Origin of the sequence: Novosphingobium oxfordense (assembly GCF_044029435.1) — a bacterium.
In the GTDB taxonomy this organism is placed as follows: Bacteria; Pseudomonadota; Alphaproteobacteria; order Sphingomonadales; family Sphingomonadaceae; genus Novosphingobium.
In genome coordinates this window covers 1,342,459-1,357,072 of record NZ_CP147005.1, presented here as the reverse complement: position 1 = coordinate 1,357,072, position 14,614 = coordinate 1,342,459, and the positions used below count along the sequence as shown (strand labels likewise).

Sequence of the window (14,614 nt, the reverse complement as noted above, 5' to 3'; positions counted from 1 at the left end):
TTCATTGGCGTCCATGCAGTCCGAGGACCTGGACCACCATCACCAGTCCGATGATGATGACCGCCCAGATCAAGGCGAGCTTCAGGCCCTTCGAAAAGCCGAGCGCCCGGAACCGTGAATTGCTGGTCACCAGGATAAGCGCGCCGATCACGGAGATAATGCCAACGATCGTCGCGGTATTGCTCATGGCTCGATTATCATCCCGTCATAGCCGACCAGCACGTTGTCCGGCACTTCAGTGCTCAGTGTGGCATAGTCCATCGACTTGTCGAGATGCGTCAGCACGGCTTGGCCCACTCGGCATACCGATGCCAATTCCAGCGCCATGCCCAGATGCGCATGGGTTGGGTGCGGTTCGCGTCGCAAGCAATCGACGACGAGCAGATCCGCGCCGTAGCACAAGTCGATCATGCCTTTGGTGATTTCGCTGAAGTCCGTCGCGTAACAGACTGATTTTCCGTCGCAATCGAAGCGAAACGCGGTCGATTCCGCCGGTCCGTGCGGCATCTGCACGTGATCGACGCGGAAGCCTTCGCAAAGGCGCAAAGTGTCCAGATTGTCGAGACTGACGAGCGTCGGATAGCCGAACTGCCCGGCGAAAACATAACCGAAACGCTGACGCAGGCGGCGCACGGTTTCCGAATTGGCAAAGCCGGGAATTGGACCGGCGCGGCCGTAACGCAGTGGCCGCATGTCATCGATGCCGTGGCAATGATCGGCGTGATCGTGCGTCCAGAACACCGCATCGATGCGGTGGATGTCATTGGCCAGAAGCTGCGCGCGCAAGTCCGTCGGAGTGTCGACAAGAATGCGGCTGCCTGCATCGCTTTCCAGCAGGATCGACACGCGCGTCCGGCGATTTTTGGGTTCGTTGGGATCGCAAAGGCCCCAATCCGCGCCGAATTCGCCGCCGAGGCGCGGCACGCCGGTCGACGTACCGCTGCCGAGAATTACAACCTTCACGCGGCCGCCTTTCGATCCGCCTTGCTAAACAGCGCGAAGAAGTTGCGCGACGTAACTTCTCCAAGCTCTTCCACGCTCACGCCGCGCAGATTGGCGACGAAACGCGCGGTGTCGGCCGTGTAGGCAGGTTCGCAGCGCTTGCCGCGATGCGGCACTGGGGCAAGGAACGGAGAGTCCGTTTCCACCAGCAATCGATCTTCAGGAATGGTCTTAACAACCGCCTGCAAATCCAAGGCGTTCTTGAACGTCACGATGCCGGAGATCGAGATCGTCAGGCCAAGTTCCAGCACCTTACGGCCGAAATCCGCACTCGCAGTGAAGCAATGGATCAGGGCCGGGAATGCCCCCTTCCCCATCTCATCCTCCAGGATGCGGAAGGTATCGTCCTCTGCATCGCGGGTATGGATGATCAGCGGAAGTCCGGTCTCGCGGGCGACCTGGATATGCGTGCGGAACAGTGCCTGCTGCACCTCGCGGTCGGACTTGTCGTAATAGTAATCGAGTCCGGTTTCGCCGATGCCGATCACCTTCGGATGCCGGGTCGCTTCCAGCAGCGCCGCTTCGCCGAGGTCGGCATGCTGGTCCGCTTCATGCGGATGAATGCCGACCGAGGCCCATACGTCCGGAATGCGCGCGGCCGTGCCGACCACGCGATCCCATTCGCTCTGCCGAGTAGAGATATTGAGGAAGCCCTTGATGCCGGCCGCCCGACCGCGGTCCAACACGCCCTGCTGGTCTTCGACAAGGCCTTCGTATTCCAGATGGCAGTGCGAATCGATAAACATCAAGCAGTTGCTTCCGTATCTTCAGGAAGTTCCAGGCGGGGGAACACGCCTTCCGGCTTGTCCACCTTGAAGCCGCTAGATGCCAGCGCGGCGAACCAGTCGGCATCGGCCAAGTCGGCATAGCCACGCGCATCGACGGCAACGCCCATCTGGTCCAGCAGCTTGTCGATGGAGGTCGGCACGACCGGACGCACGGCAATGGCAAGATCGCGAACAACGCGGAACAGCGTCATCAGCACGGCTTCCATCCGCGCAGGATCGGTCTTGCGCAGCGTCCACGGCGCCTGCTCGTCCACGTACTGGTTACATGCGAAGACCGCGCGCATCCATGCTTCGAGACCGTCGCTGAAGGCGAGGTCGGTGAAACCCTTGCGCAAGCCGGAGATGCCCTCGGCGACGGCGGCGAATAGCGCCGCGTCCGCCTCAGATTCCTCGTAATCAGCCTTCAGAACGCCATCCATATTCTTGAAAATCATGGAAAGGCTGCGCTGGGCAAGATTACCGAAGCTGTTAGCTAGTTCGGCATTGGCGCGCGTAACGATCGCTTCGGGCGACCACGAGCCGTCCTGACCGAAAGCCACTTCACGCAGCAGGAAGTAGCGCACGGCGTCGACGCCGAAGGTACCGGCCAGCGCGATCGGATCGGTGACGTTGCCGAGCGACTTCGATTCCTTCTGCCCGCGATTGAGCAGGAAGCCGTGGCCATAGACCTGCTTGGGCAGCGGCAGACCTGCGCTCATCAGGAAGGCCGGCCAGTAGACGGTATGGAAACGGACGATGTCCTTGCCGATCAGGTGCAGATCGGCGGGCCAGAACTTCGCATAGTCGCCGCTCTCGTCCGGGAAGCCGAGGCCGGTGAGGTAGTTGGTCAGCGCGTCCACCCACACGTACATGACGTGGTTGTCGCTGCCGGGCACCTTGATGCCCCAGTCGAAGCTGGTGCGGGAGACCGAGAGATCGCGCAATCCGCCTTCGACGAAGCGCTGGATCTCGTTACGGCGGGTTTCCGGGCGGATGAAATCACCCGCGTTGTAAAGGTCGAGCAGCTTGTCCTGATACTTGGACAGGCGGAAGAACCACGATTCCTCAACCGTCCATTCGACCGGCGTGCCTTGTGGAGAGAGCTTGGCGCCCCCTTCCCCGGCAACCAGCTCGGACTCGTCGTAATAGGCCTCGTCGCGGACCGAGTACCAGCCCTCGTAACGATCGAGGTAGAGGTCGCCATTGGCTTCCATCCGCCGCCAGAGTTCCTGCGTCGCCGAGTGGTGGCGCGGTTCGGTCGTACGGATGAAGACATCGTAATCGATGTTAAGAGCCGCGCACATATCAATGAAATGCTGCGACATTTCCGTCGCAAGCTGCGCCGGCGTAATGCCGAGGTCACGGGCCTTCTGTGCCATCTTCAAGCCGTGCTCGTCGGTTCCTGTCTGGAACCGTACGTCGAAGCCTTCCGCCTTGCGGTGGCGGGCGATGACGTCGGCGGCAATAGCCTCGTAGGCGTGGCCGATGTGCGGCTTGCCGTTGGGGTACGAGATGGCGGTGGTGACGTAGTAAGGCTCGGCCATGCGGCGTCGCAATTCCTTGCTGGAGTTTACGGGCGAGCCGCCTCTCTAGGCATCGCCGCCGATGCCAGCAAGCCGCCAATTTCCATTATGAGGAGCCCGGCGTCGAAATTGTAGGTGGGTGCTTGCGCGGAAATGCGCATCAGCGTACCGTGCGCCTCGATCAGTGCGAGTTGCCCCGCGCGCGAGGCGGAGGCCAACTCTCCCACCAATACGGTGCGGGCGAGTTCCAGCGCTGCCAGTTGCCGGCCCCGTGTGGGACGGGCGCCCATCTCCTCGGCCAAGGCGCCGCGCAAGTGATAGTCGCGGTCTCCCTCATGGAGAATGCGCAGCATCAGATCGTGAATGCCGCCCAGGTCATGTTCGACGAAGCTGAGCGCCATGCCAGGAGAGCCCTGCGCCGCCTTGATGGCCGCTTGCCGGGCCATGGTGTCCGATTCCGGCATGTCCCGGCGGATGACGGCGTCCAGTTCGGCCTCATCCAACGCGGCGAAGCGCAGGACGCGGCAACGGGAGCGGACAGTGGGCAACAGGCGGCCGGGCTGGTGCGTAATGAGCAGGAAGAACGTGCCGACCGGCGGCTCCTCCAGCGCTTTCAGCAGGGCGTTGACCGCGCTTTTTTCCAGTTCGTCCGCCGGATCGATGACGATGGCGCGGCGATCGCCCAGAGTGGGCTTGGTCGCCAGGCGGCGGATCATCTCGCGCACCTGATCGACCGAGATGCTGCGCTTGGCCTGCCACGGCTTGCCCTCGGCCTTCTTCTTGGCCTCATCGTCGTTGGCCGGAAGCGCTTCCAGGATGTGAATGTCGGGGTGCGACGCGAAATCGGGACGGGGCTGCCCGGGCAGGCGTACCAGTTCCTCGGCCGCGGTGCGCGCGAAGGCACGTTTGCCTAGGCCGCGCTGCCCGGCAAGCAACCAGGCGTGATGCATGCGATCCGACCCGATGGCGGAAAGCCATTCGTGCCATGCTTCGCGCTGGCCGATGAAAGGAAGGTCGTCGGTCACGCGGAAAGTAGCTGTTCGAGTGCGGCCATCGCCAGCGCTGAGGTCTCTTCCGGCGTCCCGTTGCCGTCGATCCGGGCAAAGCGGGCGGGTTCGGCATCGGCGAAACGGGAGAAGGCATCGGCCACGCGGGTATGATAGGCGGCCTCTCGGCCGCCGATACGGTCGGTGCCGTCCACATCGCGCCGGGCAAGGCGCGTTGCCGAGATTTCGGGCGACACCTCGAACAGCAGCGTCAGATCGGGAAGCAGCCCCTCACTGCCGATGGCGTGAAGGGTGCGAATATCGGCATCGGAAAGCCCGCCCCCGCCGCCCTGATAGGCGCGACTGGAATCGAGATAGCGGTCGCAGATCACCCAGGACCCGCGTTCGATGGCAGGGCGGATCAACTTTTCGACGTGATCGGAGCGCGCCGCCGCGAACAGTAGAGCTTCGGCCCGTGGCCCCCAGCCTTCGCCCTCTGCATGGAGGACGAGGTTGCGGATCGCTTCCGCGCCTTGGGTACCGCCGGGCTCACGGGTGATCACCACCTCCAGCCCGCGCGCACGCAGCGCTTCTGCCACGAGCCGTGCCTGGGTGGACTTGCCCGCCCCTTCCCCGCCTTCCAGCGCGATGAATTTGCCCTTCGTCATGCGAAGAGATTGATAAAGCCGTTCCACAGCCTGTCCAGCGGTCCGCCTACGGCGACATCGCGCGCGGCATAGAGCGGAACGTGGCCGGGCGCGAGGCCATCCACCTTGATTTCAAGCTGGCCCACTTCATCCCCCTTGCGGATCGGGGCCTGCAGTGGGCCCTTGTAGTGGACGGCGAGCGTGATCTTGCGATTGTCGCCCTTAGGCAGCGTGGCATGGACTTCGCGATTGGCGACCAGCGGGACCGAGCGGTCCACGCCGCCCTGCACTGCAGCCTCGGTCACCGGCTGTCCCTGATCGAACAGGTGGCGCGGCGTCCACGCATCGAAGCCCCATTCCAGCAGTGCCCGCGCGGCAGCGTCACGCTGCTTCGGTAAGGGCGAGGCGGCCAGCACCATCACCAGCCGGCGTCCGTCCCGCTCGGCCGTGCCGAGGAAGTTGTAGCCGGCCTCACGCGTGTAGCCGGTCTTGATACCGTCCGCCCCCGGGACCACGCCCACCGTCGGATCGTGGCTGCGCATGGCGACATCGCGCCAGAAGTAATGCTTCACGCCCGAGAACTCGCGATAGAGCGCGGGGTGGCGTGTGATCATGGCATCGGCCAGCCGCACCAGATCGCTGGCGGTGACGTACGTGTTGCCTTCGTCCATCCAGCCGTTCGGCGTGTTGTAATGGCTCCGCGTCATGCCCAGGCGGCGCGCGGCGTCGTTCATCTTCGCGGTCCACGCCGGAACGCTGCCAGCGTAGCCTTGCGCCAGCACGATGGCGCCATCGTTCGACGATGCCGTCATGATGCCATGCAGCAGATCGGTGGTGGTGGGTTGGTCCTTTTCGGTCAGGTACATCGAGGTACCCTTTGCGAACCATTCCTTCGCCGTTTCCGGCCGCACCGAAAAGCGCCGATCCATCGGCAGGCGTCCGGCATCGATTTCCTCGAAGGCGACGAAGGCCGTCATCACTTTCGTGACGGAGGCGGGCAGGAACGGGGTGTCCGGGTGATTCTGCACCAGTACCTGGCCCGAACCGAGGTCTACCAGCAGGCTGACAGGGATACCGGCAAGCTCCGCAGGCGGCGTCGGAACGGCTGCGTTAGCCGGGACACCAAGTGCAAGAGCCAGTGCGGGAACGAGAAAACGGGCGGACTTACGAAACGACTTCAAGACGCGACTTCTCCCGGCGACCCCTCGCGAAAGGCGGGAACGGAGGTGAATGCGCCGGAAGGTTCAGTCGGCGCGCTGGATTCGTGCGTCGCTATACCCTGCGGCGCGGGCCTTCTCCAGCGCTGCGGCGGCTTGTGCACCATTTGCGAAGGGCCCCATGCGCACGCGCCAGAATTTGCCTGATTGGGTGGCCTGCGTGCCCAGTTGCTTTGCGACCTTCCGCGCATTTGCTTCTACCGAGAACATGCCCACCTGAACTACCTGCGACCCCGTCGGCGGGGGGCTCTCCGTCGTTTTCGGGGCGGGTTTCGGTTCAGGCATAGGCGTGCGCGCCGGTTTGGGGGCCTGCGTTGCGACGACAACGGGCTTCGGCGGATTTTTCGGTTCGGATGAAGATGGAGGTGGCGGCGTTGCCGATAAAGCAGCCGCAGGAAGCGCGGCCGGCGGCCCTTTCGGCATCGTCGGCGGAGTGGATGGCGGCGGCAGCAACGGCGATTGATCGGCCAGCTTGTGGCGCAGCACTTTCAGCAGCCCTTCCGGCGTCGCCATCCTTGCGGGAGCGGTGGCACCGCTGCGTAGAAGCGCACGCTCTACCTCTGGCGGGTTGACGCGTCTGATGCGGACCGCATCATGCGATCCCGTTGCCAGCCCAAGCTGCGCGGCTGCGTCTGCCGAAAGCTCCGTAAGCGCATCATTCGTCATGGGGCCGCGCCGGGTGATCCGCACCAGGATCGTGCGCCCGGTGTCGAGCGAAGTCACTTCGGCATAGCTGGGCAGCGGCAGCGTTTTGTGTGCTGCAGAAACGCCCGTTCCGCCCCCCTCACCCACGCTGGCATAACCCACCGCGTCGTAATTGAGCTGATCTGCCGGCGTCCATGTGGTGGTGCCGACGGTAAACGGATCGCCAACCACCAATGGGTAGTCCGCCGCCGGCCCCGCGACGGCAGGGGGCGCTGGAATATCCTTTGCAGAGGTAGGAAAGGACGTGAGAAAAATCAGCGCAGCCAGCGGCAGCGCATGGTTAACGGGCAATCTCATCTGCAAGCAATCCCACGGACAACGCGTAGTAGTTCGAGCAGTTGTACTGGAGGATCACACGATAATTCCCGGTTAACAGATAGGCTGCGGTTCCGGGGCCATCGGGCTGGAACAGCGATGCCTGCACATTGTCCCCGATGGGGCCAAGCGGATTGACGCCCAGCGCGCGCCATTCGGCCACGCTCTTCCATTGAGAATGGCGCGCATGAACGGCCGAGCAGGTCGGCGCCGAAAGTTTGGACGAATAGGCTCCGGCCGAAAAACCCTGCGGCAGCGAAGCGCGCACGCCCCAGGGCTGCCCCGGACGCCAACCGGCGTCGCGGAAATAGTTGGCGATCGAGGCCAGCGTATCGGCCGGGCTGGAAAAGATGTCGCGCGTGCCGTTCCCGTCACCATCGACGGCAAGGCGCAGATAGACGCTTGGCAGGAATTGGGGATAGCCGAAGGCCCCTGCCCAGCTTCCCTTGAGCTTGTAGGTCGGCACGCCCTGATCGACCATCTTCATCAGCGCGATCAGTTCGTTCTCGAACAATTGGCGGCGGCGGCCTTCCCATGCCAGCGTCGCCAGCGAACGGGCTAGGTCGAAATCGCCGACATAGCTGCCGTAGTTGGTCTCATGCCCCCAAATCGCGAACAACATCTTGGCCGGGACGCCATAGCGCCTTTCTATCGAAGGCAGCAGCGAGGCATTCTGCGCATAACGATCCCGTCCACGGGCGATGATGCTCGGCCCCACATGCTGGGCGATATAGGGCGCGACGGGAGGCGGCGAACTGCTGCGGTTCGGCTGAGCGCTGTCCAGCGCCATCACCCGGTCGTTGGGCGTAAGGCCGGTAAGAACCTGGGAGATCGTCTGCTGGCTCACACCCTCGCGGCGGGCGCGGGCGGCCACGGTCTGCAAATAGGCGTCGAACCCCTGCCCTCCCACGGACTGGACTACCGGTTGCGCTGCGGCAGGCATGGCCGACACGACGGCGGCCGCTGGGGCAAGGGCTGCTGCAAGAAATGAAAGGCGCATCGAACGAAGCTTGGGGGAGACAGTCATCACGAGCAAATCTCGCATAATGCGCCCGCGATGCAAATGGCCCGTCCGTTTGAGCCGTGGACAGCCGCCGCAAGAAGGCGGCGATCCGTCCCGATTGTCCCCCGCAGATCTGTGGCCAGACCGTTCGTCGCCCCTTGCAAGCCGCGCACTTTTCTCTATGCGCCTCCCAAGAGGACAGGTGGCCGAGTGGTTTAAGGCAGCGGTCTTGAAAACCGCCGTGGGTGCAAGCTCACCGTGGGTTCGAATCCCACCCTGTCCGCCAGAGCCCCCTCCCAGAACACCCCAAGAAGTCCCCAAAAACCTCTGATTTCTGCGGGAAAATGTGGTACAATACGTTCCAGGAAATCCCGTTTTGTTTCGCCACTGCCCAAGGCAGGTTGGGGTACAAGTCGGGGGTGTCGTGCTTACGGACAAATAGGTGGCAAACGCCAATCCCAAAGAGAAGCCTTTCAAGCTTACTGATTCGCGCGGACCTTATCTTTTCGTCGCGAAAAGCGCCCTCAAATCCTGGCGAATGAAGTTCGAATTCGAGAGCAGGGAAAAGCTGCCCACCTTCGGTTCGTACCCGGAACTCACGCTCAAGGACGCGCGGAACAAGCGCGATGAGGCGCGGATGGCGGAGGGAGAAGCTCCGACCGATCTCCGGGCATTCGCAGAGCGGCTGGAACGCCTGGAATCTGGCCTCATGGATCTGGATAGCTGATCGCAATGACTTTCGATCCAGGCGACCAAACCCGGAATCCCTATCTCCCAAGGGCCTCATCCGCTTGGCTGTAGTGCCAAGGCGGGCGCAACTGCCCAACCCTTTTCCGGTCTCAACTAACGGCCTCTTCACCGAACCGCTCCTTGAATAAGTCGAACGGTTCGTTCGCCGGGTTCGCCTCGCGGAACTTCGCCCGGCCCTCGTCCTTCAGGTAATCAGCGTAGAGCATCGTTGTCGTGCCGATGCGGCGGACGGAGAGCACCGTGTCCATCTGCTCCATGAATACGCCCAGCTTCTCGATCGGGGCACAGGCGAAGACCTGGAGGTTGAACTCGCGCAGCAGGGCCAAGCACGAGTTGACGTTGCCGCCGTCGAGCGCGTTGAACGCCTCGTCGAAGAGGATGATGCCAAGGCCCAGATTGTCGCGATTGTCTTCGGAGGAGTGGCACACGCTCGACATCGCGCAAGCCATGGCGATGTAGAACGGCACCTGCTTCTCGCCGCCCGAACCACTGCCTTGGCGCTTGGCATAGTCCGATGTGACGCGCTCGCCGTCGAGCGTCGTCGTCAGCAGTTCGAATTGCAGATAGTTGCGATAGTCGCTGATCTGCTCGACGTTCTCGCCCTCGTCGATCATACGCTTGATCCGCTCGACGCCCTTCATCAGGCTGGGCTCGATCCCGGAATTGGCACTCCCCTCCTCGAACAGCGCGCCCACGTCGATGCTGTTGAGCTGGACCCGCCGGGCGATCTCCACGATCTCGGCATAGAAGCGGTCCGGCTTTACTTCGAAGCGGTAGAGTTCGCCGTGGAATGGGCGCAACTGCAGGCTGCGGTTGAGCGTGCGGATCTGGCGCTTGGCACCCTCGATACGGTCATGCAGCTTGACCAGCATGTCGGTCTTCAGCGAAGTCTCGATCGAGGCGCGCGCTTCCTGCGCCTGATCGCGGTACTCACTCAGCGTATTGTTGACGATCGAAGCCTGCTGGCCTTCCAGCCAGGCAAGCTGCACCTCTGGCCCAGCCTCGCGGTCGAATTGTCCGCCGATCCCGGCATCGTGGGCGTAGGCATAGGCCTTCTGTGGTGCCTGCCCCAGAAGCTGGTTGACCCGCGTACGGGCCTTGGCCGCCTGATCCTGTGCGGCATTGCGCAGTGCGGGCAACACCTTGCCATGTTCTGCCAGCAGGAAATCGTAGTCCCGCAGCGCGTTTTCCCGCTCCGCCGCATCGAGCCCGTCGCGTTCGGCAAACATGGCTTCGGCCTTGGCGAACTCGTCCCGGGCAACGGCCAGCTTCTCGCTGGCGCTGCCGACGAGATGGCCGGAGACGCGCTGCGCCTTCTCGTCGTTCTTCAATTCCTCCTCGTATTCGGCAAGGTCCGCCTTGAGGCCGACCAGCCGCTCGCGGATTTCGACCGGGCGTTCGCCTTCAAGGGTGCGGATATTGTCGCGGATCTGGGCGACGCTTTCCGCCGTGCTCTGGCGGCTGCGCTCTAGGTCGTCGAGGCTGCGGCTTCCGGCGACGTCAAGGAAGCGCTGGATATCCTCGACCAGCGCTTTCAGCGCCTTGGCCTGGGCTTCGCTGCTGGAAAGCGAGCGCTCCTGCCCGGCAACCAGTTCTTCCAGCACCGGGATGTTCTTGCGGCTGGCTTCCTTGCCCAGGCGGTGGACCTGCGCGGGGCGGCGGTTCTCGATCGAGCCGCCCGAGGCAAAAAGGCAATCGGGGGTGACGGCGCGGTCATGCCGTAGCAGCTCCTGCTCGGTCTCGACCCGGCGCACGCTGTTGAGACGGCGGTTGATGAAGGCCCGCGCGTGCGCATTGTCCGTCTCGATCACATCGGCAAGGCTGCCTGCCGTAGCCGACTTCGTACCCTCACCCGTCTTGGTCGTGTTGACGATCTGCGTGCCGGGATAGTCGCGGCGCTGGCGGCGCAGCAGGGCAATCGCCTCCTGCGCCTGTTTGGGTTCGACCACCAGCGCATCGCGTGCGGCACCCAGCAGCGTTTCGGCGGCATCGACCCAGCGCTCGTCGGTCACTTCGACCAGTTCGGCAATAGGCCTTGCGGCAATGCCATGCGCTTCGAGATAGTCGATCAGCCGTGCCGTCGGCCCTTCGACCAGCGCGCCGCCGCGTGCAAGGGTCTGCAACTGCTCGCGGTTTTCGCGAAGCTGGCCGCGCAGCGTGGCGCCCGTCCTGAGATGCCCCTCGCGCGCGTCCTGCGCGGCGGCGACATAGCGCGCCAGCGGATCGACAAGGCGGGTGACGATCTGGTCGATATCGCGCGCGGCAAGGCCGGCCTCGCCCGAGACGCGGCTGCGGAGCGCTTCCAGTGCTTCCTTGGCACGCAGATATTCGCCGTCGCCATAAGTCAGTACCAGCCGATCGCTGAGGCCCGCCGCCGCGCCGATCGCAGCGAAATAGGTCTGATAGTCCTTGTCAGCCTCGGCATAGGCTCGTTCGGCGATTGGCAGGTTGAGATCGCGGAACTCGCGGATCGCCTGTTCGCGTGTGTCGTTTTCCAGCGCGCGCGAAATCTCGCGGATTTCCTCGGTCACGCGGGTAATCGCTTCGCGCGTGCGGGTAAGCCGGCGGTCGGCCAGCGCCTGTTCTTCCAGCTTGCTCTCGTGCTGGATGGTGACAAGGCGCAAGTGCTCTTCCAGACGGTCGCGTTCGGCCTTGCCGGCGACCCAGCGCAGCCGGGTTTCCTCGGAGGTCTTGTCGGCCAGTTCTCGGTAGGCGGCAATCGCCTCACCCACCTGCTGCTTCTGGGTCTCGAGATCCTCGATCTTCTTGAGCAGCCCACGCCAGGTCGAGACCGACTTGCGCAGCGCCTCCACGTCGAGCCCGGCGGGATCGAGCAGGAATTCGCGCACGAATTCGGTGGCCGACTTCATCTCGCGGATGCGCAGACCATTCCTCAGCGTCTTGAGGAACTTCTCCGGGTCCGCGTGGTGCCCCTTCCCGCCCAGCGCCATGAGCACGCGGCGGGTAAAGTGGGTGGGCCGGTGGCCGAGATTCTCGAACCCGGAAACCTTGCGCAGCCGCGCGGTCAGTTCGCCCCAGGGCAGCACGTAAGGGGCGCCGTCCACGTCCTCCAGAAAGTCGCTGTCGCGCAGCGACTGGTCGGGCGCGATGAAAGCGCCGAGCACTTCCTCATTCTGCTCGCCGTCGACCGCGCTCATGCCGATGCCCACGGTCCAGCACTTGCCGTCATGCTCGCGCTCGAACACCAGCGAGACATAGCTGATGCAGTTGGTGCGCAGCGTCTCGCCAGCAACGCGGCCAAGGCAATAGTCGAAGACCGAACGGTTCTCGCCCACCTTGCGGGTCTGCCCGGCGGTGACGTTCGCACTGGCATTGAGCTGGAAATAGTTGCGGTTGTTGCCGGTCAGAACGACCTGGATCGCGTCGAGGATGGACGACTTGCCCGCGCCGTTGGGGCCGATCAGCGACGTGCTGCCCCGAAGGTCGATCGACAGGCGTTCGAACGTGTACCAATTGATCAGGTTGATGCGGCTGAGCTTGATCATTCCGCAATCTCCTGTTCACGCGCTTCGACGGGAGCGGGGGCCGGAGCGACCTCTTCCGCCGCTTCCTCCGCGTGGCTTTCGGGCAATTGCCCCTGCGCCTCTGCGGCAAGCCTGGCCTGCGTCGCCGCGACCCATTCCTCTATACGCGTCTGCCAGGCATCGCCGGTCACGCTGCGGATCGACGGGCGGATGGTGATCCGCACGCCGTTCTCCAGCGGAATATCGTCACCAAGGTCGATGAAGCGGCGGCGGCGGAACGCATCGAGGATCTTGCGCACGCGCGCCCATGGCGGACGGGGCCGGGCGACCCACTGGTCGTAGCGTTCCATCACTTCCATCGATGTCGTCTCGATGTGGCCGAATTCCTCCTGGCTCATCGTCAGCACGCCCTGCTCGAACGTGGCGCGCAGCGCGAGCAGCACGATCGTCTCGTCGACCGAAAGCGTGGTTCGCGAAAGGCTTTCCTGCGGGCGCAGTTCGATCATCATCTCGTCGGCGCGGATCACCAGATCGCGCCCAAGCGCATCGAACAGCCCACGGAAATAGGCCGCGTGGCGCACGATGAGATCGTAGGTGCCTGAGGCATTGTAATCGTCGCGGAACAGGCATTGCTGGGCGAGCAGGCGGTCCGCCGCCCGCACCATCATCTCCTTCGAGACGTCGCGGTTCTGCGGTCGTTCCAGCAGCTCTTCAAGGTCGTACAGCGTGGTGCCGGTCATTGGTCTACACTCGGGGAATCGGGAGAAATACGTTCGATGCGGAAGGCCGAGAAAGCCGACCAGTCGGTCTCGACGACGCGGCCAGGATCGTGGACCACGCGGAAGCGCCGCAGCAGATCCTTGTTGCCGAACATGTCGAGCTGGCGGGCGCCTTGCAGCAGCAGGGCCTGCTCGGGGCTGTCGATGCCGAACTGGCCTGCATCCAGCCCGTCACGCGTCCCCAGATTGCGCTCGATGTAATCGGCGATCTTCTGCGGGGTGACGGCCAGTTGCAGCAGATAGACCTTCTGCGACTGGTCGTAGGCGATCAGCGCGGGATCGACCTCGACCCGGCGCACCGGGCTGGGCGCTGCGATCGGCCGGCGCAGCGTCGGCGAGGCAAGGCTTTCGGGGCCCCAGTGCCGCACCGGATCGGCCAGTTCGGAAGGAACCTCGACAGGGTCCTCCCAATCACAAGGCACCGCGGCCACATCGCGAAGCAGATGGGTGAGGCGTAGCAAGCTCGAACCGTCGACCTCGTTCATATAGCTGACGGTGCGGGCGATCCGCTGTTCAAGGCGGCTGCGGAAAGCGTCGATGTCATCGAGCCGTTCCTCGGCCGCATCGAAGATCCGCTTCACCTGCGCCAGATGCTGGCGGACTTTCGAAAGCGCGGTGTCATGATTTCCAGCCAACCCTTGCGCGACGTAGCCCTGCGCGAAGGCCGTCACGACGGCGGGGTCATGCTCGTAATCGGAGATCATCTGGATGATCCGGTTACGGTGGCGGAACGGATTGTTGGTGGTCTTGATGACCCGGTAATCCGAGATCAGCACATCCTCCACGAAGTGGAAGAAGCTGGCCAGGATGCGCGTGGGCTGCGGATCGGAAACGATGCGCTGCTCGTGCGCGCGCAAGTTGCCGATGATCGCGGAGAGATGCTGCTGGAAACGCCGCGCGCGCAGCGCCGCGTCCGCCAGCGAGGATGCCTTGTCGAGCGGGTTGTCGCCCAGCCGCTCGATCACGCTTTCCAGCGCCGCGATGGTCCCGCCGAAATGGACCGCCTCCCCCTCCTCGATCGCGCTCAGCGTTTCGAGCAGCATCGAGACCGAGGCGTCGAGATCGACCATCTGCACATAGCCGCGCGAATGCTCGACCAACCAGCCGGCCTGCTTCAGCCGGAGGTAGACGTTGTGCGGGTTCTGACTGGCATCGGCATTGGCCGCGTCTGCGGAGAAGTCCTCGGCAATGTCGGAAAGGCGGTCGATCTGGGTGGCGATGAAGGCGACGAGGTCGTCCTTGCGCACCGGATCGGCATAGTTCTCGCCAAAGAACGCGCGGTAGACCCAGAGGATCAGGCGCGCATAGTCCCGCCGCGCGGGCGAGGACAGCACGCCGAACAGGCTGGGCGGAAGGTGCCCGAAAAGCGCGTCCCGCGTTTCCTGCCCTTGCCCGTTGTCGCGTTCTCCAGAGCCAGCCGTATGCATCGAAATCC

Annotated in this window: 13 protein-coding genes and 1 tRNA gene; 2 read left to right on the top strand and 12 right to left on the bottom strand. The window is 63.7% G+C overall.

Annotated features, from left to right (window positions below; genetic code table 11):
• Position 1 precedes the first annotated feature (1 nt).
• From WBP07_RS06275 to WBP07_RS06235, 9 genes are all read right to left on the bottom strand, one after another.
• Positions 2–187 (bottom strand): hypothetical protein, encoded by a 186-nt coding sequence (locus tag WBP07_RS06275; protein ID WP_395394929.1) that lies wholly within the window; start codon positions 185–187, stop codon positions 2–4.
• Positions 184–963 (bottom strand): MBL fold metallo-hydrolase, encoded by a 780-nt coding sequence (locus tag WBP07_RS06270; protein ID WP_395394928.1) that lies wholly within the window; start codon positions 961–963, stop codon positions 184–186. Before WBP07_RS06270 ends, WBP07_RS06275 begins: the two co-directional genes overlap by 4 nt.
• A complete protein-coding gene (locus tag WBP07_RS06265) occupies positions 960–1,748 on the bottom strand; it encodes a TatD family hydrolase (protein ID WP_395394927.1) in 789 nt (262 codons plus the stop codon). The genes WBP07_RS06270 and WBP07_RS06265 overlap by 4 nt, the downstream gene beginning before the upstream one ends.
• The gene (gene metG, locus WBP07_RS06260; protein ID WP_395394925.1) at positions 1,748–3,313 is read right to left on the bottom strand and encodes a methionine--tRNA ligase; all 1,566 of its coding nucleotides are present in this window, start codon (positions 3,311–3,313) and stop codon (positions 1,748–1,750) included. Before metG ends, WBP07_RS06265 begins: the two co-directional genes overlap by 1 nt.
• Before the next feature lie 26 nt (positions 3,314–3,339).
• Positions 3,340–4,317, bottom strand: a complete 978-nt coding sequence (locus WBP07_RS06255) for an AAA family ATPase (protein ID WP_395394924.1) — start codon at positions 4,315–4,317, stop codon at positions 3,340–3,342.
• The gene (gene tmk, locus WBP07_RS06250; RefSeq protein WP_395394922.1) at positions 4,314–4,946 is read right to left on the bottom strand and encodes a dTMP kinase; all 633 of its coding nucleotides are present in this window, start codon (positions 4,944–4,946) and stop codon (positions 4,314–4,316) included. The genes WBP07_RS06255 and tmk overlap by 4 nt, the downstream gene beginning before the upstream one ends.
• Positions 4,943–6,106 carry a D-alanyl-D-alanine carboxypeptidase family protein gene (locus WBP07_RS06245; protein ID WP_395394921.1) on the bottom strand — a complete coding sequence of 388 codons (1,164 nt, stop codon included), beginning with the start codon at positions 6,104–6,106 and terminating at the stop codon, positions 4,943–4,945. The genes tmk and WBP07_RS06245 overlap by 4 nt, the downstream gene beginning before the upstream one ends.
• 63 nt (positions 6,107–6,169) lie before the next feature.
• A complete protein-coding gene (locus tag WBP07_RS06240; RefSeq protein WP_395394920.1) occupies positions 6,170–7,144 on the bottom strand; it encodes an SPOR domain-containing protein in 975 nt (324 codons plus the stop codon).
• Positions 7,128–8,105: a lytic transglycosylase domain-containing protein gene (locus WBP07_RS06235; RefSeq protein WP_395394919.1), complete on the bottom strand. Its 978-nt coding sequence runs from the start codon at positions 8,103–8,105 to the stop codon at positions 7,128–7,130. The genes WBP07_RS06240 and WBP07_RS06235 overlap by 17 nt, the downstream gene beginning before the upstream one ends.
• Positions 8,106–8,361: 256 nt before the next feature.
• Here WBP07_RS06235 and WBP07_RS06230 point away from each other — a divergent pair.
• Together WBP07_RS06230 and WBP07_RS06225 are read left to right on the top strand one after the other, a co-directional pair.
• Positions 8,362–8,451 (top strand) — tRNA-Ser (locus tag WBP07_RS06230).
• A gap of 156 nt (positions 8,452–8,607) precedes the next feature.
• Positions 8,608–8,892, top strand: a complete 285-nt coding sequence (locus WBP07_RS06225) for an Arm DNA-binding domain-containing protein (protein ID WP_395394918.1) — start codon at positions 8,608–8,610, stop codon at positions 8,890–8,892.
• A 112-nt stretch (positions 8,893–9,004) separates the two neighbouring features.
• Here WBP07_RS06225 and WBP07_RS06220 read toward each other — a convergent pair whose 3' ends face one another.
• The 3 genes from WBP07_RS06220 to WBP07_RS06210 are packed head-to-tail and all read right to left on the bottom strand — an operon-like array spanning position 9,005 to position 14,606.
• Positions 9,005–12,421 carry an SbcC/MukB-like Walker B domain-containing protein gene (locus WBP07_RS06220; RefSeq protein ID WP_395394917.1) on the bottom strand — a complete coding sequence of 1,139 codons (3,417 nt, stop codon included), beginning with the start codon at positions 12,419–12,421 and terminating at the stop codon, positions 9,005–9,007.
• Positions 12,418–13,140: a DUF4194 domain-containing protein gene (locus tag WBP07_RS06215; RefSeq protein ID WP_395394915.1), complete on the bottom strand. Its 723-nt coding sequence runs from the start codon at positions 13,138–13,140 to the stop codon at positions 12,418–12,420. The genes WBP07_RS06220 and WBP07_RS06215 overlap by 4 nt, the downstream gene beginning before the upstream one ends.
• Complete coding sequence (locus tag WBP07_RS06210) at positions 13,137–14,606, bottom strand: Wadjet anti-phage system protein JetA family protein (RefSeq protein ID WP_395394913.1); 1,470 nt, start codon at positions 14,604–14,606, stop codon at positions 13,137–13,139. Before WBP07_RS06210 ends, WBP07_RS06215 begins: the two co-directional genes overlap by 4 nt.
• Between the last annotated feature and the right edge of the window lie 8 nt (positions 14,607–14,614).

Excerpts from the sequence above, each read along its gene's own strand:
- metG (WP_395394925.1), bottom strand. The coding sequence starts at position 3,313 with ATGGCCGAGCCTTACTACGTCACCACCGCCATCTCGTACCCCAACGGC.
- tmk (WP_395394922.1), bottom strand. The coding sequence starts at position 4,946 with ATGACGAAGGGCAAATTCATCGCGCTGGAAGGCGGGGAAGGGGCGGGC.
- WBP07_RS06235 (WP_395394919.1), bottom strand. The coding sequence starts at position 8,105 with ATGCCTGCCGCAGCGCAACCGGTAGTCCAGTCCGTGGGAGGGCAGGGG.
- WBP07_RS06220 (WP_395394917.1), bottom strand. The coding sequence starts at position 12,421 with ATGATCAAGCTCAGCCGCATCAACCTGATCAATTGGTACACGTTCGAA.
- WBP07_RS06240 (WP_395394920.1), bottom strand. The coding sequence starts at position 7,144 with ATGAGATTGCCCGTTAACCATGCGCTGCCGCTGGCTGCGCTGATTTTT.
- WBP07_RS06210 (WP_395394913.1), bottom strand. The coding sequence starts at position 14,606 with ATGCATACGGCTGGCTCTGGAGAACGCGACAACGGGCAAGGGCAGGAA.
- WBP07_RS06275 (WP_395394929.1), bottom strand. The coding sequence starts at position 187 with ATGAGCAATACCGCGACGATCGTTGGCATTATCTCCGTGATCGGCGCG.
- WBP07_RS06215 (WP_395394915.1), bottom strand. The coding sequence starts at position 13,140 with ATGACCGGCACCACGCTGTACGACCTTGAAGAGCTGCTGGAACGACCG.
- WBP07_RS06265 (WP_395394927.1), bottom strand. The coding sequence starts at position 1,748 with ATGTTTATCGATTCGCACTGCCATCTGGAATACGAAGGCCTTGTCGAA.